Consider the following 21,788-nt stretch of genomic DNA (forward strand, 5'->3'; position numbering starts at 1 on the left):
CGATGGCGAGCGGCAAGGCCCACTGTCCCGGCGCAAGCAGGCAATGGTTCAGATTGGCCGTCTCCTGCTTTGCGAAGCAGGAACACCGATGCGACAGGTACTGACCTCTTTTCTGACCTTGCACTGGACGATTGTTTTCGCCCTGCTTGCGCTCATCTGCATCGACGGAAACCGTGGTGTGGCGGCGGCGCTCGGCGTGATCGGTGCCACAATCGAGGGTACCCGCTTCGTCAACCTCGACAATTTCGTTGTCGTGGCGCCGCTTGCCACCGCATTGCTGGTCGTCGCGGTTCTGTTTTTCTGGGCCTTTGTCGAAGCCCTGGTCAACGACGCGACCAGCCCGGACGCCGACAGCGTTGCCCGCATCGCCTTCATCTGCGCGTCCGGCGTGTTGTCGCTGATCGTCATCGGGGGTGCTGCGCAAGGCATAAACGGGCTGTTCATGGCTGTTGCCGTGCAGCTGGCAGCACTTCTGGCATCCTATGTCGCCATGCTTGCCGAACGGCGGTCCGTGGTTGCGGCAGCGGCTTCGGGCGAAGGCGAGATCCATGCCGTCGCGCACGGCATGGCAAAAGCCGCAGCCCACAATTCGCTGCTTTCACTCATATCAGGCCGAACGGTGTCCAAAACCGGCTCCAATCCCAGGGGAGGCCGCTGATGCGCTACATCTTCGGATTCTGGGCGGCGCCGATGGCGATTTTCTGGGGCTGGTTCTATCTGTCGGCCAATGACATCAATTTCGGCTACGCGATGCTCAGCCGCCAGATGCACGACTTCTTCTTCCAGCTCTACGGTCAGATGCTCGGCATCGATCCGGCGATCATCCCCGGCATGGTGGCGAAGACGTGCGTCTTCGACGGGTTGCTGCTGATGGCGCTTTGGGCATTCCGCCGTCGCCGCGAAATCGCCGGCTGGGTCAGACAGCGCTGGGCGGGTCCGGTTCCGTTCGAGCGGATGCGTGGAGCGACTGAAGCCGGTCCAAAACTCCCTGCAGAATAAACGCGGCTGCCGCCGAATCGATCTTACCGGCGCGCTTGCGGCGCGAGAAATCCATCTCGATCAGCGTCCTTTCGGCCGCGACCGTCGATAGCCTTTCATCCCAGAGCACGAAGGGCAGGTCGCTCATTTGTGCCATGTTACGGACGAAGGCGCGCGATTTCTGCGCACGCGGACCTTCCGAGCCGTCCATGTTGATCGGCAGCCCAATCACCACGGCGCCGGCATTCTCCTTTTGTAGCAAGGCGAGCAGCACCGCCGCATCGAGCGAAAATTTCCTTCGCATGATGACCGGACGCGGATGGGCGAAGGAAAACCTCTGGTCCGAGACCGCGACGCCGATCGTCTTGTCGCCGAGGTCAAGCCCCGCCAGCGTCTTACCGCCGGCTAACCGCGCCGGCAATTCTTCGATCGTGATAATGCCCACCGGCCGTCCTTCGCCTTTCACCACCAGGTGTTTTGTCAAACGCGTGGCGGACAAGTAACCCTTTGATCTCGGGGCCACTGGCGTTCTATCCTTTGGCAAGTCAAAAATCGAGGAATGCATTCATGAAACTGACCTGGTACGGCCACTCGGCCTTTCGGATCGATACCGCTGATGCCAAGATCCTCATCGACCCCTATCTGATAGGCAATCCGTCATGGACGGGTGGCTGGGAGGGCCCGGCTGAGGGTGTCACGCATGTGCTGCTGACGCATGGCCACAGCGACCACATCAGCGGCGCGGTGGAGGTGCTCGGCAAAAGCGGCGCCCAGCTCGTCGCCAATTTCGAGATCTGCATGTATCTGGTCGGCAAGGGCGTCAGCGACAAGAAGATCAATCCCGGCAACATCGGCGGCACCGTCGATTGCGGCAGCTTCACCACCACTTTTGTCCAGGCGCTGCACTCATCCTCGTTCCCGGGCGAGGGCGGCCAGAACACCTATCTCGGCAATCCGGGCGGCCTCGTCCTGCATTTCCCGGAAGACAAAACGCTCTATCACATGGGCGACACCGACATCTTCTCCGACATGGCGCTGATCAACGAGTTGCATGAGCCGAAGATAGGCCTGGTGCCGATCGGCGACCGCTTCACCATGGGCGGCGCGGTGGCGGCACTTGCCTGCCGGCGCTTCTTCAAATTCGACACCGTGGTTCCCTGCCACTTCGGCACGTTTCCGATGATCGACCCGACCGCCGATAAGTTCGAGGCCGGCCTGGAAGGATCCGGTGTAAGGCTGGCGTTGCCGAAAATCGGTGAGACGATTACGATCTAGAAACAGCTAAAGTGGAATAAATCCATGGTATTGGGGCGATCTCTTTGCGTTTCGATGTTTGTCGCGGCGTCGCCCGCGCTCGCCGCGGATGATTTCATCGAAGGCGTCTATCTTCAGTCCGAAGAGCTTTGCACGCAGGCCAAAAAGGACACGCTGCAAACGCTGATCGACGCCGGCAACATCGTGCTTTCGGCGCACGGCCTGCAGAGCGTGGAATACAATTGCGAGTTTCTGCAGGTCAGCAAGGCGACCGCTTCGCCGAGTTGGGCGGTGACGGCCATCTGCCAGGAACCGGGCTATGTCTTCCCAGATGTCCTCTCGGTGACGCAAATGAATGAGAAGCAGATCGATCTCGTGTCGGTCCGGCCCGTCAACGACGAAAGCGAAGCAAGCGGCAACAGCGGCAGCTACTATTTGTGCGAGGGCGTTGCCCTGCCGTAGACATCATCCTGTGCGTGGATCGATGGCCGAAGACTAGGCCGCCGCCGCAGCCTGGTCTCTCGCACGATGCATGTTGCGCAGCGCGCGCGGCGCCGCTATAGCCCGAACTGGTTTTCCCCGAGGCAAAAACATGTCCGTAGATCTTCAGACAGTGAAGCGCGTCGCGCATCTCGCCCGCATTGCAGTGAGCGAGGAAGATGCCGAACGGATGACCGGCGAGCTGAACGCCATTCTGGGCTTCGTCGAACAGCTGAATGAGGTCGATGTTTCCGGCATCGAACCGATGACCTCGGTGACGCCGATGGACATGAAGAAGCGTCAGGACGTTGTTACTGACGGCGGCAAGGCAGCTGACATCGTCGCCAACGCGCCGGCGACCGAAGAGAATTTCTTCCTCGTGCCGAAGGTCGTGGAGTAAACCGGACGATGGCAATCGACATCGCCATTGAAACGCCACTGCAGGACGACGTGCGCGGCCTGGTCGAGGAACTCAACCAGACCTTGCTCGAACTGACGCCGCCGGAGCATTGCTATCATCTGACGGTCGAGCAGATGGCTGGTGAGGACACGACTGTCTTCATCGCCCGCGACAACGGCATGGCCATTGGCTGCGGTGCGCTGAAACGCCATGACGGCGCTGTCGGCGAGGTCAAGCGCATGTACACGCGGCCCTCGCATCGCGGGCAGAAGATCGGCGCGAAAATCGTCGAGCAGGTCGAGGCGCTGGCGCGCAACGAGGGGCTGAAGCGCCTGGTGCTGGAGACGGGCGACCGTCACCCCGCGGCGTGGACCGTCTACGAACGCGCCGGGTTTTCGCGTTGCGGCCCGGTGCTGGATTATCCCGATTCCGAGTGGTCGGTGTTTTACGAAAAGAGCCTTTGATGAGCGACCTGACCCAGCTGACGATTTCACAGGCCCGCGGCAAGCTGCACGGCAAGGAAATCACCGCGACCGAGATCACCGAGGCCTATCTCTCGGCCATCGATCGCGCCAATCCCGCGCTCAATGCCTATGTCGCGGTGACAGGCGACAAGGCGCGCGACATGGCCAAGGCGTCCGACGCAAGGCTGGTCAAGGGCGAGGGCGGTGCGCTGGAAGGCATCCCGCTCGGAATCAAGGACCTGTTCGGCACCGAAGGCGTCCATACGCAGGCCTGCAGTCATGTGCTGGACGGGTTCAAGCCGCGCTACGAATCGACCGTTACGTCAAATCTGTGGGCCGACGGCGCCATCATGCTCGGTAAACTCAACATGGACGAGTTCGCCATGGGCTCGTCCAACGAGACGTCCTACTATGGCCCGGTCATCAATCCGTGGCGGCGCTCGCGCCTAGACACGGTGGTGATGCCGACGATGCATCAGGGTGATGGCGGCTTCGTCTCGGCCGGCGGCACCAGGACCGCGCGCAGCCTGGACAATGCGCAGCTGGTGCCGGGCGGTTCTTCCGGCGGTTCGGCAACCGCAGTGTCGGCCTTCCTGTGTGCCGGCGCGACCGCGACGGATACTGGCGGCTCGATCCGCCAGCCGGCCGCCTTCACCGGCACGGTCGGCATGAAGCCGACCTATGGCCGCTGCTCGCGCTGGGGCATCGTCGCCTTCGCCTCGTCGCTCGACCAGGCCGGCCCGATCGCTCGTGACGTGCGCGATGCCGCGATCCTGCTGAAGTCGATGGCCTCCGTCGATCCGAAGGACACGACGTCGGTCGACATGCCGGTACCGGACTATGAGGCCGCGATCGGCAAGCCGATCAAGGGCATGAAGGTCGGCATTCCCAGGGAGTACCGCGTCGAGGGCATGCCCGAAGAGATCGAAGCGCTGTGGCAGAAGGGCATTGCCTGGCTGAAGGACGCCGGCGCCGAGATCGTCGATATTTCCCTGCCGCATACGAAATACGCGCTGCCCGCCTATTACATCGTGGCGCCCGCCGAGGCTTCGTCCAATCTCGCCCGCTACGATGGCGTCCGCTACGGCTTGCGCGTGCCGGGCAAGGATATCGTCGACATGTATGAGAAGACCCGTGCCGCCGGTTTCGGCCGTGAGGTCAAGCGCCGTATCATGATCGGCACCTATGTGCTGTCGGCCGGCTATTACGACGCCTACTATCTGCAGGCGCAGAAGGTGCGCAATCTGATCAAGCGGGATTTCGAGACTGTCTTCGCCGCCGGCGTCGATGTCATCCTGACCCCGGCAACGCCATCCGCCGCCTTCGGCATCGCCGACGAGGACATGGCTGCCGATCCGGTCAAGATGTACCTGAACGACATCTTCACCGTCACGGTGAACATGGCCGGCCTGCCGGGCATCGCTGTGCCCGCCGGGCTCGACGCCAAGGGTTTGCCGCTCGGGCTTCAGTTGATCGGCCGGCCGTTTGACGAGGAAACCCTGTTCCAGACCGCCGCCGTCATCGAGCAGGCCGCCGGCACATTCCAGCCGGAGAAATGGTGGTAGCATGCCGCCCCCGTCTCGCATTTCCATCGTCGAGACGGAAGACGAACTGCTGATAACCAACCCACCGCGCATCTCGGATTTCAGGATGGGCTTCGTCCTGGTTGGGGCCGCGATCGTTGCCTACACCGGCTACATGGGATTGACCGACACGTCGCCCGCAAACGTCGCCAGCGGCACTCTCGGACTGCTGTCGTTCACTGCGATCATTGCCCTCTTCACCTACTTCCTCGGCAAGGATTTCATGTGGCTGGTGTTCGGCAAGGAAACCCTGCGGCTAACCGACGTGGCAGCCGTGCGCGACGTCAGGGGTTTTGTGCGAAATCGTTCCTCATTGCCTTTGAAAGGGCACCTTGAGGCCGAAATCCTCGACCATACCTATCCAACGGATGAAGCGGGGCTGTCGGAAGTCATCAGGTTGACCAACACCAACGGCGTCCTTGTTTTCGGCAGGGAGTTGAGCCGGCCCGAGGCCGAGGCTGTGACAAGTGCCGTCGAGCATTTCACCGGTCGTGAGAATTCGAGCCGACGATAGGCAGCCAATGTTCTTCTATCTTTCCAAGATCTTCTGGTTCTTCATCCAGCCGCTCAACCTGGCGATCTTCCTGCTGTTGGCGGGACTGCTCGCGGTCACGATCGGGCGCCGACGGTTGGCGGCCGCCGGCAGCGTGCTGGCATTTTTGATCCTTGCACTGTCAGCATGGACGTCGCTCGGCGCCATGATGCTCAATCCGCTGGAAGAGCGTTTCGCGCGCCCGCCGCTGCCGGAAAAGGTCGACGGCATCGTCGTGCTCGGCGGCGGCTTCGAGGGCGCCATCAATCTGGCGCGCGGCGGCTATGAGCTGAACAGCAGCGGCGATCGGATGGTCGAGACCGCGATTCTCGCCCGGCGCTTTCCCACCGCCAAGGTGGTCGTCTCCGGCGGCACCGGCGCGTTGTTTCTCGATGGCGAGGGCGATGCCGCAACCGCGCCGCGCCTGCTCACCGCGCTTGGCGTGGCCGCCGACCGGATGATCCTGGAGAACAAGTCCCGCAACACCTATGAGAACGCGGTCTTCACCAAGGAGTTGGTAACGCCGAAGCCCGGCGAGACCTGGCTGCTGGTGACCTCGGCCTTCCATATGCCGCGCGCCAAGGCGCTGTTCGACAAGGCCGGCTTTGCAACCGTTCCATGGCCGGTCGACTATCGCACCTCGGGACGAGAAGGCGTCGGCCTGTTCCGCGACAATCCAGCCGATTCGCTGCAGGCCACCACCATGGCCATCCGGGAATGGATCGGGCTTTTTGCCTACTGGCTGTCAGGCCGGATCGATCAGCCTTTTCCGGGTGGCTGACCGATCACCGCCTGCCTGGCCGCCGAGAAGAACTGGCGCCGCACCAGCACCGCCAGCAGCAACAGCGTCGACAACACGAACACCATGGGGTCGACGAACCAGCCGAGATAACCGATCGAGAAGAACACGCCGCGCAGGCCGGAGTTGAAGTGCTTTCCGGCCAGCATGTTCATTTGCGCCGCACGCCACACCGCCGTTTCGGTGACCGGATTGCGCGAGGCTTCGCCATGCGGGATCGGTACGGCGCCGATCAGGATCGTGCAATAATTGAACAGCCGGTACGCCCAGCCGAATTTGAAGAACGAAAACGCCAGGATCAGCACCAGCCCAAACACCTTTATCTGGAAGGCCGCGCGCGACGGCGCGCCACCCAGAGGCAGGTCGCTGAGCACTTCAAGAACCCGGTCGGACGCGCCGAGCAGGGCAAAGCAGCCGCCGATCGCGATCAGCGAGCTGGAGGCGAAGAAGGCGGTGCCTTGCTGCAGCCCGCTCATGATGGCGGTGTCGACGATGCGGATCTCGCGCTCGGCCATGGTCCGCATCCAGGCTTGCCGCTGTGCATTCATCGCCGTCGTCAGCGACACCCGGCTGACAAGCTTGCCGTCGGAGGCAAACGTGTGCAGCAGCCACGCGACGAGGAAGAAGGCCAGCGCCGCGAGATCGGCTGTCGAAAGATCGAGGGAATCGCCCATGGCCTGAATTTATCACATTCAGCGCGATCGCTTCGATGTCCGCATACAGCGATCGTGCCAATGTCGCTGCCGGAGCAAACAAGGTCGGCGGGTGCAGCGCCGCGATTTCCAAAAGAGCGGAAACATCGTGGGAATTCCTATATGTAGTCCTCGACCTGACTCCAGGAGACAACGCCGCGTGTTCCTTTCGGTTTTCGACCTGTTCAAGATCGGCATAGGACCCTCGAGTTCGCACACGATGGGACCGATGACCGCCGCGGCGCGGTTTCTCGACGAGGTCGCGGGAAATGACTGGCCGCGCCCGGCGGGTGTGAAGGTCGACCGCCTTGGCGCCAGCCTGCACGGGTCACTCGCCTATACCGGCATCGGCCACGGCAGTGACCGCGCCGTCATGCTCGGCCTTGCCGGTCTGACGCCGCAGACGGTCGATCCCGACCAGGCCGATGGCATTGCCAGCCGCATCGCCGCCGAAAAGCGTATTTCGCCGCCCGGCCATCCCACCTATCGCTTCGATCCGGCCACCGATCTGGTGCTGGACCGCAAGACGCCGCTCACCGGCCACGCCAACGGCATGGCGTTCTACGCCTATGATTCCGGCGGCCGCCTGCTGCTCAAGCGCATCTATTATTCGATCGGCGGCGGCTTCGTGGTTTCCGAAGAGGAACTGCAGCGGATGAAGGCCAAGGGATCGGTGACGACGGAAGGCAAGAAAGTGCCTTATCCGTTCAAGAATGCGGTCGAGATGCTGGCCATGGCCGGCAAAAGCGGCCTTTCCATCGCCGACATGAAACGCGTCAACGAGGAGACGCAGATGACGCGCGAGGCGCTCGACGCCGGCCTCGACGGCATCTGGAGCGCCATGAAAGGCTGTATCGACCGTGGCCTGTCGCAGGACGGCATCATGCCGGGCGGGTTGAAGGTGCGCCGCCGTGCCCGCATGCTGCATGACAAGCTGCAGGAGCAATGGCAGCAGAACAAGCCCAATCCCTTGCTCGCCAATGACTGGCTGTCGATCTACGCCATGGCGGTGAACGAGGAAAACGCCGCTGGCGGCCGGGTCGTCACAGCGCCGACCAACGGTGCGGCCGGCACGCTGCCGGCGGTGCTGCGCTACTGGCTGCATTTCCATCCCGAGGCGGACCAGCCGAGCATTCGTGATTTCCTGCTGACGGCTGCTGCCGTCGGCGGCATCATCAAGACCAATGCTTCGATCTCCGGCGCCGAGGTCGGCTGTCAGGGCGAGGTCGGGTCGGCATCGGCAATGGCGGCGGCCGGCCTGTGCGCCGTCATGGGCGGTACGCCCGAGCAGGTCGAGAATGCCGCCGAGATCGCGCTCGAACACCATCTCGGCATGACCTGCGATCCGGTTGGCGGGCTGGTGCAGGTGCCGTGCATCGAGCGCAATGCGCTGGGCGCGGTCAAGGCGGTGACGGCAGCGTCACTGGCCATCAAGGGCGACGGCACCCATTTCGTACCTCTCGATGCAGCGATCGAGACCATGCGCCAGACCGGCCTCGACATGAACGAGAAGTACAAGGAAACCAGCCTGGGTGGGCTCGCCGTCAACGTCGTGGAATGCTGAAGGCTGGCCTAAACTGCCACTGTGGAGAAGTCGATCCGGTCGTTGACGCGTCCGCATGCGGGACTAACCTTAAGCGATGTCTCTCAATCTCATAAAACTCTGTGTCGGCTGCGACAGCGTCGAAGATCTCGAGGAGTGGATCGCCTTCCGCCTCGACGAGCGGCGGCGCGCCGGTGAGCCGGTCGAGCAATATCACACCACGCGCATGATGCCGACGCGCGGCGCCGAGGTCACCGATGGCGGTTCGCTCTATTGGGTGATCAAAGGCAATGTGCAGTGCCGCCAACTGATCACCGAGATCCGGCCGTTCACCGATAGTGAAGGCATCGGCCGCTGCCACCTGATTCTCGACCCCGAGGTTGTTCGAACCGACTGGCAGCCGCGCCGGGCCTTTCAGGGCTGGCGCTATCTGAAGCCGGCCGACGCGCCGCTCGATCTGGGCAAGGGCAAGGCCGGACTGATCGAGATGCCGCCGAAACTCAGGCGCGAGCTTGCCGACCTCGGCCTGCTCTGACCCCAGGTGGCATCACCGTCTGGCCCTTTGTGCCGCCCGATGTGGGGCTTGCAAGCGATGTGGCAACGCCACATCTTGTTTTTTATGAGCGATAAGAAGCAACCTGTGCCAGCGAGGACCAATCCTGCGCCGATCAAGCCCCAATCCAACGCCGGCGAGATCGACGCCTTCATTCGCCAGGCGAGGACACTTGCCGCATCGGCGACCGGTTCGGGCAGGCTGATCCTTGCTCTCGACGCGACGATGAGCCGCCAGCCGACATGGGATCTGGCCTGCACGCTGCAGGGCCAGATGTTCGACGCCGTCGGCAAGGCAGGAACCCTCAGCGTGCAACTGGTTTATTTTCGCGGTCTTGGCGAGTGCCGTTCGTCCGCTTTCGTGAGCGACACCAATGCCTTGAAGCAGCTGATGACGCGGATCGAGTGCCGCAGCGGTCATACCCAGATCGGCAAGGTGCTGGCGCATGCGTTGAAACAGACGGCAACCGCTAAGGTCAATGCGCTGGTCTATATCGGCGATGCGATGGAAGAGGATATCGACGATCTGGCCGAAAAGGCCGGCAGCCTCGGCCTTCATGGCGTTCCTGTCTTCGTCTTTCAGGAAGGCCATGATTCCAGCGCGGAAAAGGCGTTCAAAGAGGTTGCGCGGCTGTCCAAGGGGGCCTGGTTCCGGTTTGATCGGCGGGCTGCCGCGACCCTGGCCGGACTGCTTTCGGCTGTCGCCGTGTTCGCGACCGGCGGGTTGAAGGCGCTCGAAGCCAGAGGCAGGCCGGAAGACCGGCTGATGATCGAGCATCTGCGGGGCGGCGGAAAATAATGGGCGCAATCATCGCTTTTGTAGCGTTGCTTTTGCTGCTGCTTGGCGCGGTGACGATCTTTCTGCGTGCCGAGCCAGCGAAACTGGCGGGCACGCTGCGAACGCTCGGGCCGGCTCTTCTGGCAGTTGTCGGCGTCGCCGTGCTGGTGGTCGGCCGTGAAGGCATCGGCGGCATGATCCTCACCGCGGCAATTGCCTGGTATGGTTCCATGCGAATGAAACGCCAGCCGGCGGGGCTTGCACCGGGCAAACGATCGACGGTGCGCACAGCGGCATTGGAAATGGAGCTCGATCACGATACCGGCGGCCTCGAAGGACTGGTCCTGGCTGGCCGCCACGAAGGCAAGATGCTTGGCGCGATGGGGCTGGTGGAATTGCAGCACCTCTACCGCGAACTCTCCGGTGATCCGGAGAGCCGGCAGTTGCTAGAGACGTATCTTGACGGCAGATTTCCCGTCTGGCGCAAAAACACTGAGACGAACGGTGGCGAAGGGCTGGGTGTTGCGCCAGGTCCGGGCGCCATGACTAAGGAGGAGGCCTACAAGGTCCTTGGTCTTGAAGCGGGGGCCGCCGCGGCGGATGTCCGCCAGGCGCACCGCCGCCTGATGCAGCGCCTGCACCCCGATGTCGGCGGCACGTCTTTCCTGGCGGCGCGGATTAACGAAGCCAAGGACGTCTTGCTCTCCAATCACAACTAGTCTCCTTCGACGCAGAATTTTTCCGGGAGATGATTTCCACGCCGTCCTACTGCTGGACGGCGTAGCACTCGATGTTCTTCTTCTTCAAAGCGGTGCAGGCCTTCCAGGCGGCGGTCTTCGAACCGAAGCCGCCGAAGCGGGCGCGATAGTAGGTGACGCCGTCCTTGTCGAAGGCGACGGTGAAGCCGGAGGCGTCGGCCAGCACCTTGGGCGCCTGCTTGGTGGTCTTGTCGAGGAAGGCCTGTGCCTCGGACTGCTTTGGCGACGAGGCGACCTGAATGGCCCAGCCTGACGGCACCGACGCCGTGTTGACCGGGTCGACGGCCGCTGGCGTTGGCTCGGCATAGGCAGCGACGACCTGGGCCGTCGCGACCTGGGGAGCTGAAACGATGACGGTCTTGACCTTTCTGGTCTTGACGACGGGGGCTGCTTCTTCGGCCTGCGGGGTATCGTCTTCCGCGACCGTGGCGTCCTCGGCGACGGTGGCGTCGTCCTGCGCCACAACAGGCTTGTCATCGGGCGTCGGAGCGTCATGCTTGGGCAGGAGAACCTGGGCGAGGGCGGTGACCGGGTTGTTGCCGCCGGCCTTGGCCACCAGATCGCCACCGCCGCGAGTCGATGCCCTCGGCAGATAGGTGTTGATCAAGCTGGCCATCTGATTGTCGCGGCTGCGGCCGGAACTGCCGCCCATGACCACGCCGACGATGCGGCGATTGCCGTCGGAAACCGACGAGACGAGGTTGAAGCCGGAGGCGCGGGTGTAGCCCGTCTTGATGCCGTCGACACCCTTGATGCGTCCGAGCAGGCGATTGTGACCGTTGATGCGCTGACGCCCGTAGAGGAAGGAGCGCTGCGAGAAATAGCCGTAATATTGCGGAAAATGCTCGCGCAGCGCGATGCCGAGCGTCGCCATATCGCGCGCGGTGGTGAACTGGCCAGGGTCTGGCAGGCCATTGGCGTTGCGGAACACGGTGCCGTTCATGCCCAGCGCACGCGCCTTGGCGGTCATCATGCGGGCAAAAGTGGTTTCATTGCCGCCGAGCATTTCGCCGAGCGCGGTGGCCGAGTCGTTCGCCGACTTGGTGACGATCGACAGGATCGCGGTCTCGACCGTGACCGAACCGCCCGGCTTCACGCCAAGTTTCGTCGGCGCCTCGGCTGAGGCCTTGGCGGAAAACACCACTGGCGTATTCCTGCTGATCTTGCCCTTCGCCATCGCTTCGAAGGTCAGGTACAGCGTCATCATCTTGGTCAGCGAAGCTGGATAGCGCCTGCCGTTGGCATCTGCGGAGTAAAGCACCTTGCCAGTCTTGGCATCCACGACGATGGCCGCCTGCTTGGCCGCCAGCGACGAGGCAACGTCTCCAAAAACGAATGTCATCGCCAAGGCGATGATCATCATCGTTTTGAGAGGGGAGGTGGATTTGGAAACGATGCCCAACAACGCCTTACGCACTGGTACTTCCCTTGGATTTCTTCGTTGCGTTGGAGGCGGCAAAGGGTCCTGCCTCGCTTCCGGCCAAGCTACCGGCGCAGCGTTACCAATCCGTTTATGGTAACCGCCGCGTTCACCATTTTCTTCGTGCTTGAAGCTCTCTTTATTCGATTTTTAGCCATTGGCTGCGCAGGCGGGTCCGCAAGCCCGCGAAATCTTGACTTTTGTGCGGCGCACAATATATTATCTTGCATTGCACAAGGGCGCCCCGAAGAAGGACGCCTCAACCGTCAAGGGAATCGTGAAATGACCCAGACCTATGAGGACTTCAGCAAATACGGCAAAGAGTTCGCCGACACCGGATTGAAGAGCTTCGCGTCGCTCTCCAAGGGCGCACAGGCGATTGCCACCGAGGCTGGTGAATACACCAAGAAGAGTTTTGAAACCGGCAGCGCCACTGTGGAGAAGCTGTTTTCAGCCAAGTCGCTGGAAAAGGCCATCGAGATCCAGTCGGACTATGCCAAGCAGTCCTATGAGGCTTTCGTCGCCGAGGCCACCAAGATTGGCGATCTCTATGCCGAACTCGCCAAGGAAGCCTACAAGCCATTCGAATCGATCGTTGCCAAGGCGAAGTAATTTCGCCCGGGCGAACTGATTTCGCCTGACGTGACCCAGATTCAGCCTTTTGACCCGAGAAAAAGCCCGGCCGTGGAAACGTGGCCGGGCTTTTTCGTGTCAATTTCCGTTCCAGAGCCTCGCGCCCCTTCACGATTGCGAAAATCGTCCAAGTTTGGTGACCTAGCCATATTGTCAGCTAACCAGAAGGGCTTAAAATCGTACATCGAACACCTACATGTCGAACTCGCATGGGGAATCGAAAGAGGCAGGAATACGTGACGATCGGTTTGACTGCCACGAGACGCGTGGTGCGAATGCAAGACGGCGACGGTAACGGCAATGGGGCCGGCCGTGGGACGGCCGTTATCACGCGCACCAAAACCAAGACCAAGAAGCCCAGCCTTTATCGGGTCCTCATCCTCAACGACGACTACACTCCGATGGAGTTCGTGGTTCACGTGCTGGAGCGTTTTTTCCAGAAGGATCGCGAAGCCGCCACACGCATCATGCTTCATGTTCACAATCATGGAGTGGGCGAGTGCGGGGTCTATACATTCGAGGTGGCCGAGACCAAAGTGTCCCAGGTCATGGATTTCGCCCGACAGAATCAGCATCCGCTGCAATGCGTGATGGAGAAGAAGTGAGGTAACATGCCGGCTTTCTCCCAAGGCCTGGAAAAGGCGCTTCACCAGGCGCTGACGCTCGCCAATGAGCGGCACCATGAATATGCAACCCTAGAACATCTGCTGCTCGCGCTCATCGACGATACCGAGGCGGCCGCCGTCATGCGCGCCTGCAATGTCGATCTCGATGAGCTCAAGCATACGGTTCTCACCTATATCGACACCGAGCTGGACAACCTCGTCACCGGCTACGACGAGGACTCCAAGCCGACGGCCGGTTTCCAGCGCGTCATCCAGCGCGCGGTGATCCATGTGCAGTCTTCTGGCCGCGAGGAAGTGTCGGGCGCCAACGTGCTCGTCGCTATCTTCGCCGAGCGCGAGAGCCATGCCGCTTATTTCCTGCAGGAACAGCAGATGACCCGCTACGATGCGGTCAACTACATCTCGCACGGCATTGCCAAGCGTCCGGGCGCGTCGGAGACACGCTCGCCGCGCGGCGCCGACGACGAGCAGGGCGGCCAGAACGGCGCCGAGCCGCAAGAGGAAGGCGGCAAGAAGAAGCAGCAGCAGGACGCGCTGACGGCTTATTGCGTCAACCTCAACAACAAGGCCAAGGCCGGCAAGATCGATCCGCTGATCGGCCGCGAGTCCGAGATCAACCGCACCATCCAGGTGCTGTGCCGCCGCTCCAAGAACAACCCGCTCTATGTCGGTGACCCCGGCGTCGGCAAGACGGCGATCGCCGAGGGCCTGGCCAAGCGCATCGTCGAGGGCGACGTTCCCGAAGTGCTGCACAATGCAACCATCTTCGCGCTCGACATGGGCACGCTGCTCGCCGGCACGCGCTATCGCGGTGATTTCGAGGAACGGCTGAAGCAGGTCGTCAAGGAGCTCGAGGATTATCCTGGCGCCGTGCTGTTCATCGACGAGATCCACACGGTGATCGGGGCAGGGGCGACTTCAGGCGGCGCCATGGATGCGTCCAACCTGTTGAAGCCGGCGCTGTCGTCGGGTGCGATCCGCTGCATCGGCTCGACCACCTACAAGGAATTCCGCCAGTTCTTCGAGAAGGACCGTGCCTTGGTGCGGCGCTTCCAGAAGATCGACGTCAACGAGCCGACCATCGAGGACGCGATCGAGATCATGAAGGGCCTCAAGCCCTATTATGAGGAGTTCCACAAGGTGAAGTTCACCAACGAGGCGATCAAGGCCTCGGTGGAGCTGTCGGCACGCTACATCAACGACCGCAAGCTGCCGGACAAGGCGATCGACGTGATCGACGAGACCGGCGCCTCGCAGATGCTGGTGCCGGAAGCCAAGCGCAAGAAGACTATCGGCATCAAGGAGATCGAGGCGACGATCGCCACCATGGCCCGCATCCCGCCGAAGACGGTTTCGGCCGACGACGAGAAGGTGCTGCAGGGCCTCGATATCGAGCTGAAGCGAGTCGTCTATGGCCAGGACACTGCGATCACCGCACTGACCTCGGCGATCAAGCTGGCGCGTGCCGGCCTGCGCGAACCGGAGAAGCCGATCGGCTCCTACCTGTTCTCCGGCCCGACCGGCGTCGGCAAGACCGAAGTGGCCAAGCAGTTGGCAGCGTCGCTCGGCGTGGAGCTGATCCGCTTCGACATGTCGGAATATATGGAGCGCCACACCGTGTCGCGGCTGATCGGTGCTCCTCCCGGCTATGTCGGCTTCGACCAGGGCGGTCTTCTGACGGACGGCGTCGACCAGCATCCGCATTGCGTGCTGTTGCTGGACGAGGTCGAGAAGGCGCATCCGGACCTGTTCAACATCCTGTTGCAGGTTATGGACCATGGCAAGCTGACCGACCACAACGGCAAGCAGATCGACTTCCGCAATGTGATCCTGATCATGACCACCAATGCGGGCGCGTCGGATGCGCAGCGTGCGGCGATCGGCTTCGGCTCGACCAAGCGCGAAGGCGACGATGTCGAGGCGATCAACCGGCTGTTCACGCCGGAGTTCCGCAACCGTCTCGATGCGATCATCCCGTTCGGCTCGCTGCCGGTGCCGGTCATCCATCAGGTGGTGCAGAAGTTCGTCATGCAGCTCGAGGCCCAGCTTTCCGAGCGTGGCGTCACCTTCGACCTGTCGGCGGACGCGATCGCCTGGCTCGCCGACAAGGGCTATGATGAGCGCATGGGCGCGCGGCCGCTCGGTCGTGTGATCCAGGAGCACATCAAGAAGCCATTGGCCGACGAGGTGCTGTTCGGCAAGCTCAAGAAGGGCGGCACGGTGCGCGTCACCGTCGAGAAGAAGGAAACCGGCGAGACCGGCCTGAAGCTCGAATCGCTGGCCGACGAGGCGCCGGTGAAGCCGAAGAAGGAAGAGCCGGAAGAAACGCCGAAGTCCAGAAAGGCCGTGGTGAAAAAGCCGACGGCCAAGAAGCTGGTGGCGCAGAAGCCCGAAGCCAAGGGCAAGGACGGCGGCAAGCGCAGCCTGGTGCCACAACTGCCCCGAAAGAACTGAACCTTACGAAAGTCAAGAAAGCCCCGGGCACGGGGCTTTTTTATTGGAGCGAGGGTAGGCATAATCGGCCAGATCATCACCCTGAACGGTGCGCCGCGATCGAAAAACAAGCATCGCCAAGGCTGTTCAGGGGTGCTTCGATGGCGTCTGGATCAATCTCGGTGTCGACGTTTGCGATCAGGCCATGCCGCCGCGCTATCGACCCGGGATGGGATTGCGGCCCGGTGGCGCGCCTGTGGCAGGAAGAGGTGCACCGGCCCGGTGTGTACGATCTGGAAGTCGACACGTCGCTCCTGAGCCCTGGGCAATGCGCGGACACGCTCGCAGAGCAGCTTCGGCAAGGACCGTATCCAACAGCGTTTCGGAAATTGTCCAACCCATCCAGCGCCGCCCTTGAGGCGTTTTGACCGGCATGCCGCCGCAGGCGAGTTCGTCCAGATCGGCGAATTTACATCCCGCAAAGGGCCGGCGATTGCATGGTGGAGCTCTCAGCGGCCGCGCTGTCCGACTCGAAACGGGTCAGCAAATATCCGCACGCCTTCCAGATCGCGACCATCAGGGATGCGCCCGCATAGCCATCCACGGCATAGTGCCAGCCAAGCACGACGGCTCCGACCATAATGACGCCCGCGAATAACCACATCACAACACCGGCCAGCCGAGACCGCCGCGTTGCATAGAGAGCGAACAGCACCGCCATCGCAACGTGCAGGGATGGGAAGGCGGATATACCGACGCTGCCGGTAGTTGCGCCGGTGTAGCCACCCCACAGCATATCCTGCGTGTTGAGCGCCCAGATTGGATAGATGCGATCGGCGGTGGCGAGTGCTTGCATGAGGGCGTGAAAGTCGTTGCCGAACCCCAATCGCTCGTAAAAGCAAGGGCCAGCCGACGACAGGCCCATCGCGAGGAAGAAGCCACCCAGCGTCCACACCGTCATGAAGCTCATCAGGAACTGGTGACGCAGCTTCGTATCCTTGCGTGCGATGCACACGGTGAAAACCGCGGTAATGAGCACGACGAACCAGAAATTGTAAGCGATGTTGATGATCTTCAATGCAAGCGGCGACTGGACGATAAACCACAACCATTCGTGCGGGGCTCGACCGAAATGCAGGATGCGGTCGGCCTGAGCCAATGCCTTGTCCCATGCAAACGGAGAGAGGATTGCAATGGCTCCCTTCAACACACCGATCGCGGATATGAAGGCAAGACCCGCACCCAGGCCATTCAGGCTGTTGGCAATGCGTTCGGCGTCGCCAAAGAATCTACCCAGTGACTTCAGGAAGGTGTGCAGCGGTTCGGTATCCCGCTGGACCAGCGCAAGATGGAGAAGCGTCCCAAGTGCAAAGGCTGAGCCGCAAATCCAGAAGGCGATGAAAAGATACTCAGCGTATTCCTCCAGAACGCCGAAATCCGGCATGTTTCCAGTGTGCCACCCGACTGCGCTTGCCAGAAGCAGCGCAGCGGCAGCCATAGCGTGCAGCAGCCGGTGTCGCCAAAAGGCATCCGCCAAGATGCCAAGAAAAGCACGCTCGACAATTGCCCCCGCCAGTGGGGCCGATGCCGCAACCGAATGTTCCATGGTTTTGAAGCCCCACAGCTCGCCACGCGTTAGCATTTTACCGTGAGATGGTTCGATATTTCCTAATCAGACGATTAGAGTTGCAAACGGTTGAGTCGGCACTGGGCACGGCCGGGCATTAGAATCGGCTTCTGGACTGAACGGCGCTTGTTAGTCCGATATTCTCGACCAGGTCCACCACATCATTGGCGGACCTCCCGCTCTCAATTTTTGAGTGCAGTCCGTATCTTTTCGGCGTTCCCGACCAGAATCTCCGGCTTCTCCATCTCGCCCGTGTGCGGCTTCAGCGGGATGCCGTCGAAGCGCGGAATGACATGCACATGCAGATGATAGACGGTCTGCCCCGAGGCCGGCTCATTGAACTGCATGACGGTGACGCCATCGGCGCCGAAGGCCTTTTTCACCGCCAGCGCCACTTTCTGAACGGCGCTCAAGAGATGGCCGAAAATTGACGGATCGGCATCGAGAAGGTTGCGCGACGGCGCTTTCGGCACCACCAGCGTATGGCCGGGCCCCTGCGGCATCACATCCATGAAGGCGATGACCGCGTCATCCTCGTAGACACGGTGCGAGGGAATTTCGCCGCGCAGGATCTTGGCGAAAATGTTGTCGGTATCGTAGGCGGCCTCGGTCATGGCGAACGCTCCGGATTGTGCCTTCGTGTAGCGAAGGCGTCGAAATTCGGCAAGATAATCGTCGCCCCCCAATCGGCCAACCGGGGCTACTCCTCGAGATCCTTGCGGAACGGGGTATGCTCTTCCAGATATTCGCTCATCCGCTCCACCTCCTGCCGTTCGCGCCGAAGATAGTCGGCGACGGCGTTGCGCAGGCCTGGGTGCGCAATGTAGTGCGCGGAATGCATGGTCACCGGCCGGTAGCCGCGCGCCAGCTTGTGCTCGCCCTGCGCTCCCGCCTCGACCACCTTGAGCTTGCGCTCGATGGCGAAGTCGATCGCCTGGTGATAGCAGACCTCGAAATGCAGGAAGGGATGGTCCTCGATGCAGCCCCAGTTGCGGCCATAAAGTGCATCCGAACCGATGAAATTGATCGCGCCGGCGATATAGCGCCCGTTGCGCCTAGCCATCACCAGGAGGATGTCGTCGGCCATGCGCTCGCCGATCATCGAGAAGAATTGACGATTGAGATAGGGCCGGCCCCATTTGCGACTGCCGGTGTCCATGTAGAAGGCGAAGAAATCGTCCCAGGCTTTCTCCGTGAGGTCCTTGCCGGTCAGCCGGTCGATTGAGATGCCTGGGGCAAGCGCTTCGCGCCTTTCCTTTTTCATCGCCTTTCGCTTGCGCGAGGCAAGGGTGGCGAGGAAGTCGTCATAGGTTGAAAAGCCTTCGTTGAAGAAATGGAATTGCTGGTCGGTGCGGTGCAGGAAACCGGCTGCTTCCAGCACCTCCACATCGCTCTCTTGCGCGAAGGTGACATGTGCGGAAGAGACACCGAGCTTTTGCGTCACCGCCTTCAGGCCCGCAGCGAGACCGGCCTTCACCTTGGCACTGTCCTCGCCCCTGGTGACCAGCAGGCGAGGGCCGGTGACCGGGGAGAACGGCACGGCACTTTGCAGTTTGGGATAGTAGCGGCCACCGGCGCGTTCGAACGCATCCGACCAGCCATGGTCGAACACATATTCGCCCTGGCTGTGCGATTTGAGATAACAGGGCACCGCGCCCAGCAATCTGCCCCGCCCATCCTCCAGCCTGAGATGGTGGCCCTGCCAACCAGTGCGGCGCACGGCGCATCCGGAATCCTCAAGGGCGCTCAGGAAAGCGAATGAAACCAAAGGATTGTAGCTGGTTTCTAAATCGCCGCGCGCAGTTCCCGCAAAGCCATTCCATTCATCACAGGTGAAGGCGCCGATGCCGGCGGCGACGCGGATCGAATAGTCCGCATTGGCCGTTTGTCCGTCACCCTCGTCGCCCTGATCCATGAGGCTTATTTAAGCTCCGTCCGGCCTGGTGCAAGTCACGTTTCAGACACTCAGGCGACTTTGACCAGATCGGGTTCGAACCCTTCGAACGTCATCTGATCGGCATATCTGAAGGTCAGGTCGACCGCCGGCTGGTCATGCACCGTCCAGGTGATAACAGGCATTTTCAGCCTTTCACGCACGAAGCTGACAAATGGGTTTGGCAGGTCGCCGGCGGCGTAGGAGGTGAAGGCGATCTCATGCGCCAGCATGGCGAAATGCGCCTCGATCAACCCGACGTCCTTGCCGTAGGCGGTGAGACCCCCTGGGATACCCGGCGCGTCCTTTGGGAAATCGCGGACCAGCCAATGGTCGAACGACATGATCGCCGCCTTGCCCTTGTAGCGCTTGAGCATCTTGCCGACGCTTGCCACCAGGCCTTCGTCATAGCCGGGCGTGCCTTTCAGCTCGACGACCAGTGGCACGCGGCCATCGACCAGGTCGAGCGCTTCCTGCAGCGTCGGCACATGGTCCGCCGTGCCACCGACCCTGAGCGCCGCGAGTTCAGCTGCGGTACGCTGCCAGACGAAACCATCCTGGCCGGTCAGGCGCTTGAGATCGCCGTCATGGATGATGACGGGAACGCGGTCGGACGACAGGTGCACGTCGCATTCGATGGCGTAGCCGCGTTCGGCGGCTGCGGCAAAGGCCGACAGCGTGTTTTCCCAGCGCGTCTTGTTCATGTCGTGGAAGCCGCGGTGGGCAACGGGCCGGGCGGTCAGCCAGGATAGGTCGGTCATATCTGTACCCTGGCTCATGCGACTTCGAAGATGGCTTCGATTTCCACTGCGGCATTAAGCGGCAGGCAGGCCGTGCCGACGGCGGAGCGTGCATGCTTGCCGCGCTCGCCAAGGGCGGCGACCAGGAAATCGGAGGCGCCGTTGGCAACCAGATGCTGCTCGACGAACTCGGGTGACGAGGCGACGAAAACGGTGATCTTCACCAGACGGCTGATCTTCTCGAGGTCGCCGAGTGCTGCCTTGGCCTGCGCCAGGATGTTGATCGCGCAGTATTTTGCCGCGTCCTTGCCGCCTGCCGTGTCGACGTCGCGGCCGAGCAGCCCGCTCGCCTGCAGCTTGCCGTCCTTGAGCGGCAATTGCCCGGCAGTGAACAGCAAATGGCCGGTCCTGCAATAGGGCACGTAGTTGGCGGCGGGCGCGGCGGCGACGGGAAGCGTCACACCCAGATCGCTTAGCCGCTTTTCGATTGTTTCACTCATGGTATTTCCCTATTGCTTGGTGACGCCGCGCCGGCCGGGCCGAAATTGCTATTTTTGCCTCGCTTCCGCCACGACTTTTTTTAAGCTGGACCATCTTTCCCTGCGGCCTGCCATCAGTCGCGACGATCGGAGTACCTCATGCGCGCAACGCGCCTCGCATTCCATGCCGTCCTGTTGTCGGGGATATTCTCGATAGGCCCTGTCTTCGCAGCGCCGGCGCTGCAAGCCCACCGCGCCGTCTACGATCTTACCCTGAAAAAGGCTTCCGATCAGTCCGGCATCACGGGTATATCCGGCCGCATGGTCTATGAGTTCAACGGCTCGGCCTGCGAAGGCTATACGGTGAAATTCCGCTTCGTCACCCAGATCGTCACCGCCGACAACACCAGGTTGACCGACCAGCAGACGACCACTTTCGAGGATGCCGAGGGCAAGACCTTTTCGTTCGTGACAAAGTCCTTCGTCGACCAGAATCTCGACAAGGAGGTCAAGGGCATCGCCACGAAAGAGACCAAGGGCCTCAAGGTCGACATCGACAAGCCTGAAAAGAACAGCGTCGAGCTCGCGACAACCCAATTCCCGACCCAGCATCTGGTCGAACTGATCGGCAAGGCCGAAAAGGGCGAGAATTTTTACGAAACCAACCTGTTCGACGGTTCCGAAGACGCCAACAAGGTGATGACCACCACCGTCGTTGTCGGCAAGAAAACCGATGCCGACAAGGCCGACCCGGAAGCTTCGGCACTGGCAAAGCTCGCCACCGACAAATACTGGCCGGTCGACATCGCCTATTTCGACGACACCAACAAGACCGGCGAAGAGGTTCCGGAATACCGTATCAGCTTCAAGCTGCATGAGAACGGCATCACCCGCGATCTCGTCATGGACTATGGCGACTTCTCGATGACCGGCAAGCTGGTCAACCTGTCGCTGTTCGACCAGACAAAACCTTGTCCCGCCAAATAGTGCCTGTCTAGGCAGCTGATTTGCCACGGCACGGCGTGGTCGTAACGAACGACTTGAACGTGCCGCAATCGTCTCCCAACCTGCTTCCCAGCGTCCA

At 61.6% G+C, this 21,788-nt stretch carries 25 protein-coding genes and 1 pseudogene; 18 read left to right on the plus strand and 8 right to left on the minus strand.

What is annotated here, in order from left to right:
* The first annotated feature begins 88 nt into the window (after positions 1-88).
* The gene (locus tag EN990_RS17455) at positions 89-658 is read left to right on the plus strand and encodes a hypothetical protein (protein ID WP_013531792.1); all 570 of its coding nucleotides are present in this window, start codon (positions 89-91) and stop codon (positions 656-658) included.
* Positions 658-999 (plus strand): DUF6105 family protein, encoded by a 342-nt coding sequence (locus tag EN990_RS17460; RefSeq protein WP_013531791.1) that lies wholly within the window; start codon positions 658-660, stop codon positions 997-999. The genes EN990_RS17455 and EN990_RS17460 overlap by 1 nt, the downstream gene beginning before the upstream one ends.
* Here the strand turns inward: EN990_RS17460 and ruvX are convergent.
* Entirely contained in the window at positions 917-1,423 is a 507-nt protein-coding gene (gene ruvX / locus EN990_RS17465; protein WP_013531790.1) for a Holliday junction resolvase RuvX, read from the minus strand. The genes EN990_RS17460 and ruvX overlap by 83 nt on opposite strands.
* Before the next feature lie 122 nt (positions 1,424-1,545).
* Between ruvX and EN990_RS17470 the strand changes: the two genes are divergently transcribed.
* The 7 genes from EN990_RS17470 to EN990_RS17500 all read left to right on the plus strand — a co-directional run bounded on the left by EN990_RS17470 (position 1,546) and on the right by EN990_RS17500 (position 6,472).
* The gene (locus tag EN990_RS17470) at positions 1,546-2,253 is read left to right on the plus strand and encodes a metal-dependent hydrolase (protein WP_013531789.1); all 708 of its coding nucleotides are present in this window, start codon (positions 1,546-1,548) and stop codon (positions 2,251-2,253) included.
* 24 nt (positions 2,254-2,277) lie between these two features.
* Positions 2,278-2,694 (plus strand): hypothetical protein, encoded by a 417-nt coding sequence (locus EN990_RS17475; protein WP_082827391.1) that lies wholly within the window; start codon positions 2,278-2,280, stop codon positions 2,692-2,694.
* Positions 2,695-2,824: 130 nt separating this feature from the next.
* Complete coding sequence (gene gatC / locus EN990_RS17480; RefSeq protein ID WP_013531787.1) at positions 2,825-3,112, plus strand: Asp-tRNA(Asn)/Glu-tRNA(Gln) amidotransferase subunit GatC; 288 nt, start codon at positions 2,825-2,827, stop codon at positions 3,110-3,112.
* Positions 3,113-3,120: 8 nt separating this feature from the next.
* Entirely contained in the window at positions 3,121-3,576 is a 456-nt protein-coding gene (locus EN990_RS17485; protein ID WP_013531786.1) for a GNAT family N-acetyltransferase, read from the plus strand.
* Positions 3,576-5,141, plus strand: a complete 1,566-nt coding sequence (locus tag EN990_RS17490; RefSeq protein WP_127388339.1) for an amidase family protein — start codon at positions 3,576-3,578, stop codon at positions 5,139-5,141. The genes EN990_RS17485 and EN990_RS17490 overlap by 1 nt, the downstream gene beginning before the upstream one ends.
* 1 nt (position 5,142) lies before the next feature.
* The gene (locus EN990_RS17495) at positions 5,143-5,673 is read left to right on the plus strand and encodes a hypothetical protein (protein ID WP_127385485.1); all 531 of its coding nucleotides are present in this window, start codon (positions 5,143-5,145) and stop codon (positions 5,671-5,673) included.
* A 7-nt stretch (positions 5,674-5,680) separates the two neighbouring features.
* Positions 5,681-6,472: a YdcF family protein gene (locus EN990_RS17500; RefSeq protein ID WP_127385486.1), complete on the plus strand. Its 792-nt coding sequence runs from the start codon at positions 5,681-5,683 to the stop codon at positions 6,470-6,472.
* Here the strand turns inward: EN990_RS17500 and EN990_RS17505 are convergent.
* On the minus strand, positions 6,451-7,164 hold the full coding sequence (locus EN990_RS17505; RefSeq protein WP_013531782.1) for a DUF599 domain-containing protein: 714 nt from the start codon (positions 7,162-7,164) through the stop codon (positions 6,451-6,453). The two genes, EN990_RS17500 and EN990_RS17505, sit on opposite strands and share 22 nt — an antisense overlap.
* A 178-nt stretch (positions 7,165-7,342) precedes the next feature.
* On the opposite strand from EN990_RS17505, the gene EN990_RS17510 reads away from it, so the two are divergent.
* From EN990_RS17510 to EN990_RS17525, 4 genes are all read left to right on the plus strand, one after another.
* Positions 7,343-8,746, plus strand: coding sequence for an L-serine ammonia-lyase (locus EN990_RS17510; protein WP_013531781.1), 1,404 nt, complete (start codon positions 7,343-7,345; stop codon positions 8,744-8,746).
* Between the two features lie 76 nt (positions 8,747-8,822).
* Entirely contained in the window at positions 8,823-9,260 is a 438-nt protein-coding gene (locus EN990_RS17515; protein ID WP_013531780.1) for a DUF1489 family protein, read from the plus strand.
* An 84-nt stretch (positions 9,261-9,344) separates the two neighbouring features.
* On the plus strand, positions 9,345-10,076 hold the full coding sequence (locus tag EN990_RS17520) for a hypothetical protein (RefSeq protein ID WP_027161546.1): 732 nt from the start codon (positions 9,345-9,347) through the stop codon (positions 10,074-10,076).
* Positions 10,076-10,774, plus strand: a complete 699-nt coding sequence (locus EN990_RS17525) for a DnaJ domain-containing protein (RefSeq protein ID WP_127388340.1) — start codon at positions 10,076-10,078, stop codon at positions 10,772-10,774. Before EN990_RS17520 ends, EN990_RS17525 begins: the two co-directional genes overlap by 1 nt.
* A gap of 46 nt (positions 10,775-10,820) precedes the next feature.
* Here EN990_RS17525 and EN990_RS17530 read toward each other — a convergent pair whose 3' ends face one another.
* On the minus strand, positions 10,821-12,230 hold the full coding sequence (locus EN990_RS17530) for a D-alanyl-D-alanine carboxypeptidase (protein WP_013531777.1): 1,410 nt from the start codon (positions 12,228-12,230) through the stop codon (positions 10,821-10,823).
* A 285-nt stretch (positions 12,231-12,515) separates the two neighbouring features.
* On the opposite strand from EN990_RS17530, the gene EN990_RS17535 reads away from it, so the two are divergent.
* The 4 genes and pseudogenes from EN990_RS17535 to EN990_RS17550 all read left to right on the plus strand — a co-directional run bounded on the left by EN990_RS17535 (position 12,516) and on the right by EN990_RS17550 (position 16,353).
* Entirely contained in the window at positions 12,516-12,845 is a 330-nt protein-coding gene (locus EN990_RS17535) for a phasin family protein (protein ID WP_013531776.1), read from the plus strand.
* Positions 12,846-13,141: 296 nt separating this feature from the next.
* Positions 13,142-13,471, plus strand: a complete 330-nt coding sequence (clpS, locus tag EN990_RS17540; RefSeq protein ID WP_023812950.1) for an ATP-dependent Clp protease adapter ClpS — start codon at positions 13,142-13,144, stop codon at positions 13,469-13,471.
* 6 nt (positions 13,472-13,477) lie between these two features.
* Positions 13,478-15,946, plus strand: a complete 2,469-nt coding sequence (gene clpA, locus EN990_RS17545; protein ID WP_063172102.1) for an ATP-dependent Clp protease ATP-binding subunit ClpA — start codon at positions 13,478-13,480, stop codon at positions 15,944-15,946.
* A 60-nt stretch (positions 15,947-16,006) separates the two neighbouring features.
* A pseudogene (locus tag EN990_RS17550) lies at positions 16,007-16,353 on the plus strand (hypothetical protein).
* 41 nt (positions 16,354-16,394) lie between these two features.
* On the opposite strand, the gene EN990_RS17555 reads toward EN990_RS17550, so the two are convergent.
* From EN990_RS17555 to EN990_RS17575, 5 genes are all read right to left on the minus strand, one after another.
* Entirely contained in the window at positions 16,395-17,531 is a 1,137-nt protein-coding gene (locus tag EN990_RS17555) for a phosphatase PAP2 family protein (protein WP_245460910.1), read from the minus strand.
* Positions 17,532-17,734: 203 nt separating this feature from the next.
* Positions 17,735-18,166, minus strand: coding sequence for an HIT family protein (locus EN990_RS17560; RefSeq protein ID WP_013531772.1), 432 nt, complete (start codon positions 18,164-18,166; stop codon positions 17,735-17,737).
* 86 nt (positions 18,167-18,252) lie between these two features.
* Complete coding sequence (locus EN990_RS17565; protein ID WP_013531771.1) at positions 18,253-19,467, minus strand: GNAT family N-acetyltransferase; 1,215 nt, start codon at positions 19,465-19,467, stop codon at positions 18,253-18,255.
* 50 nt (positions 19,468-19,517) lie between these two features.
* Positions 19,518-20,246, minus strand: coding sequence for a glycerophosphodiester phosphodiesterase (locus EN990_RS17570; protein ID WP_024503355.1), 729 nt, complete (start codon positions 20,244-20,246; stop codon positions 19,518-19,520).
* 14 nt (positions 20,247-20,260) lie between these two features.
* Positions 20,261-20,725, minus strand: a complete 465-nt coding sequence (locus tag EN990_RS17575) for a RidA family protein (protein WP_127368436.1) — start codon at positions 20,723-20,725, stop codon at positions 20,261-20,263.
* 138 nt (positions 20,726-20,863) lie between these two features.
* On the opposite strand from EN990_RS17575, the gene EN990_RS17580 reads away from it, so the two are divergent.
* Entirely contained in the window at positions 20,864-21,691 is an 828-nt protein-coding gene (locus tag EN990_RS17580; protein ID WP_013531768.1) for a cell envelope integrity EipB family protein, read from the plus strand.
* The last annotated feature ends 97 nt before the right edge of the window (positions 21,692-21,788 follow it).

Source organism: Mesorhizobium sp. M7A.F.Ca.US.005.03.1.1, from assembly GCF_003997975.1.
Classification (GTDB): Bacteria; Pseudomonadota; Alphaproteobacteria; order Rhizobiales; family Rhizobiaceae; genus Mesorhizobium; species Mesorhizobium ciceri.

What these genes read in the sequence shown, in the direction of transcription:
- EN990_RS17455 (WP_013531792.1), top strand. Translation starts at nt 89, where the DNA reads ATGCGACAGGTACTGACCTCTTTTCTGACCTTGCACTGGACGATTGTT.
- EN990_RS17460 (WP_013531791.1), top strand. Translation starts at nt 658, where the DNA reads ATGCGCTACATCTTCGGATTCTGGGCGGCGCCGATGGCGATTTTCTGG.
- EN990_RS17470 (WP_013531789.1), top strand. Translation starts at nt 1,546, where the DNA reads ATGAAACTGACCTGGTACGGCCACTCGGCCTTTCGGATCGATACCGCT.
- EN990_RS17475 (WP_082827391.1), top strand. Translation starts at nt 2,278, where the DNA reads ATGGTATTGGGGCGATCTCTTTGCGTTTCGATGTTTGTCGCGGCGTCG.
- gatC (WP_013531787.1), top strand. Translation starts at nt 2,825, where the DNA reads ATGTCCGTAGATCTTCAGACAGTGAAGCGCGTCGCGCATCTCGCCCGC.
- EN990_RS17485 (WP_013531786.1), top strand. Translation starts at nt 3,121, where the DNA reads ATGGCAATCGACATCGCCATTGAAACGCCACTGCAGGACGACGTGCGC.
- EN990_RS17490 (WP_127388339.1), top strand. Translation starts at nt 3,576, where the DNA reads ATGAGCGACCTGACCCAGCTGACGATTTCACAGGCCCGCGGCAAGCTG.
- EN990_RS17495 (WP_127385485.1), top strand. Translation starts at nt 5,143, where the DNA reads ATGCCGCCCCCGTCTCGCATTTCCATCGTCGAGACGGAAGACGAACTG.
- EN990_RS17500 (WP_127385486.1), top strand. Translation starts at nt 5,681, where the DNA reads ATGTTCTTCTATCTTTCCAAGATCTTCTGGTTCTTCATCCAGCCGCTC.
- EN990_RS17505 (WP_013531782.1), bottom strand. Translation starts at nt 7,164, where the DNA reads ATGGGCGATTCCCTCGATCTTTCGACAGCCGATCTCGCGGCGCTGGCC.
- EN990_RS17515 (WP_013531780.1), top strand. Translation starts at nt 8,823, where the DNA reads ATGTCTCTCAATCTCATAAAACTCTGTGTCGGCTGCGACAGCGTCGAA.
- EN990_RS17520 (WP_027161546.1), top strand. Translation starts at nt 9,345, where the DNA reads ATGAGCGATAAGAAGCAACCTGTGCCAGCGAGGACCAATCCTGCGCCG.
- EN990_RS17525 (WP_127388340.1), top strand. Translation starts at nt 10,076, where the DNA reads ATGGGCGCAATCATCGCTTTTGTAGCGTTGCTTTTGCTGCTGCTTGGC.
- EN990_RS17535 (WP_013531776.1), top strand. Translation starts at nt 12,516, where the DNA reads ATGACCCAGACCTATGAGGACTTCAGCAAATACGGCAAAGAGTTCGCC.
- clpS (WP_023812950.1), top strand. Translation starts at nt 13,142, where the DNA reads ATGCAAGACGGCGACGGTAACGGCAATGGGGCCGGCCGTGGGACGGCC.
- clpA (WP_063172102.1), top strand. Translation starts at nt 13,478, where the DNA reads ATGCCGGCTTTCTCCCAAGGCCTGGAAAAGGCGCTTCACCAGGCGCTG.
- EN990_RS17555 (WP_245460910.1), bottom strand. Translation starts at nt 17,531, where the DNA reads ATGGAACATTCGGTTGCGGCATCGGCCCCACTGGCGGGGGCAATTGTC.
- EN990_RS17560 (WP_013531772.1), bottom strand. Translation starts at nt 18,166, where the DNA reads ATGACCGAGGCCGCCTACGATACCGACAACATTTTCGCCAAGATCCTG.
- EN990_RS17565 (WP_013531771.1), bottom strand. Translation starts at nt 19,467, where the DNA reads ATGGATCAGGGCGACGAGGGTGACGGACAAACGGCCAATGCGGACTAT.
- EN990_RS17570 (WP_024503355.1), bottom strand. Translation starts at nt 20,246, where the DNA reads ATGACCGACCTATCCTGGCTGACCGCCCGGCCCGTTGCCCACCGCGGC.
- EN990_RS17575 (WP_127368436.1), bottom strand. Translation starts at nt 20,725, where the DNA reads ATGAGTGAAACAATCGAAAAGCGGCTAAGCGATCTGGGTGTGACGCTT.
- EN990_RS17580 (WP_013531768.1), top strand. Translation starts at nt 20,864, where the DNA reads ATGCGCGCAACGCGCCTCGCATTCCATGCCGTCCTGTTGTCGGGGATA.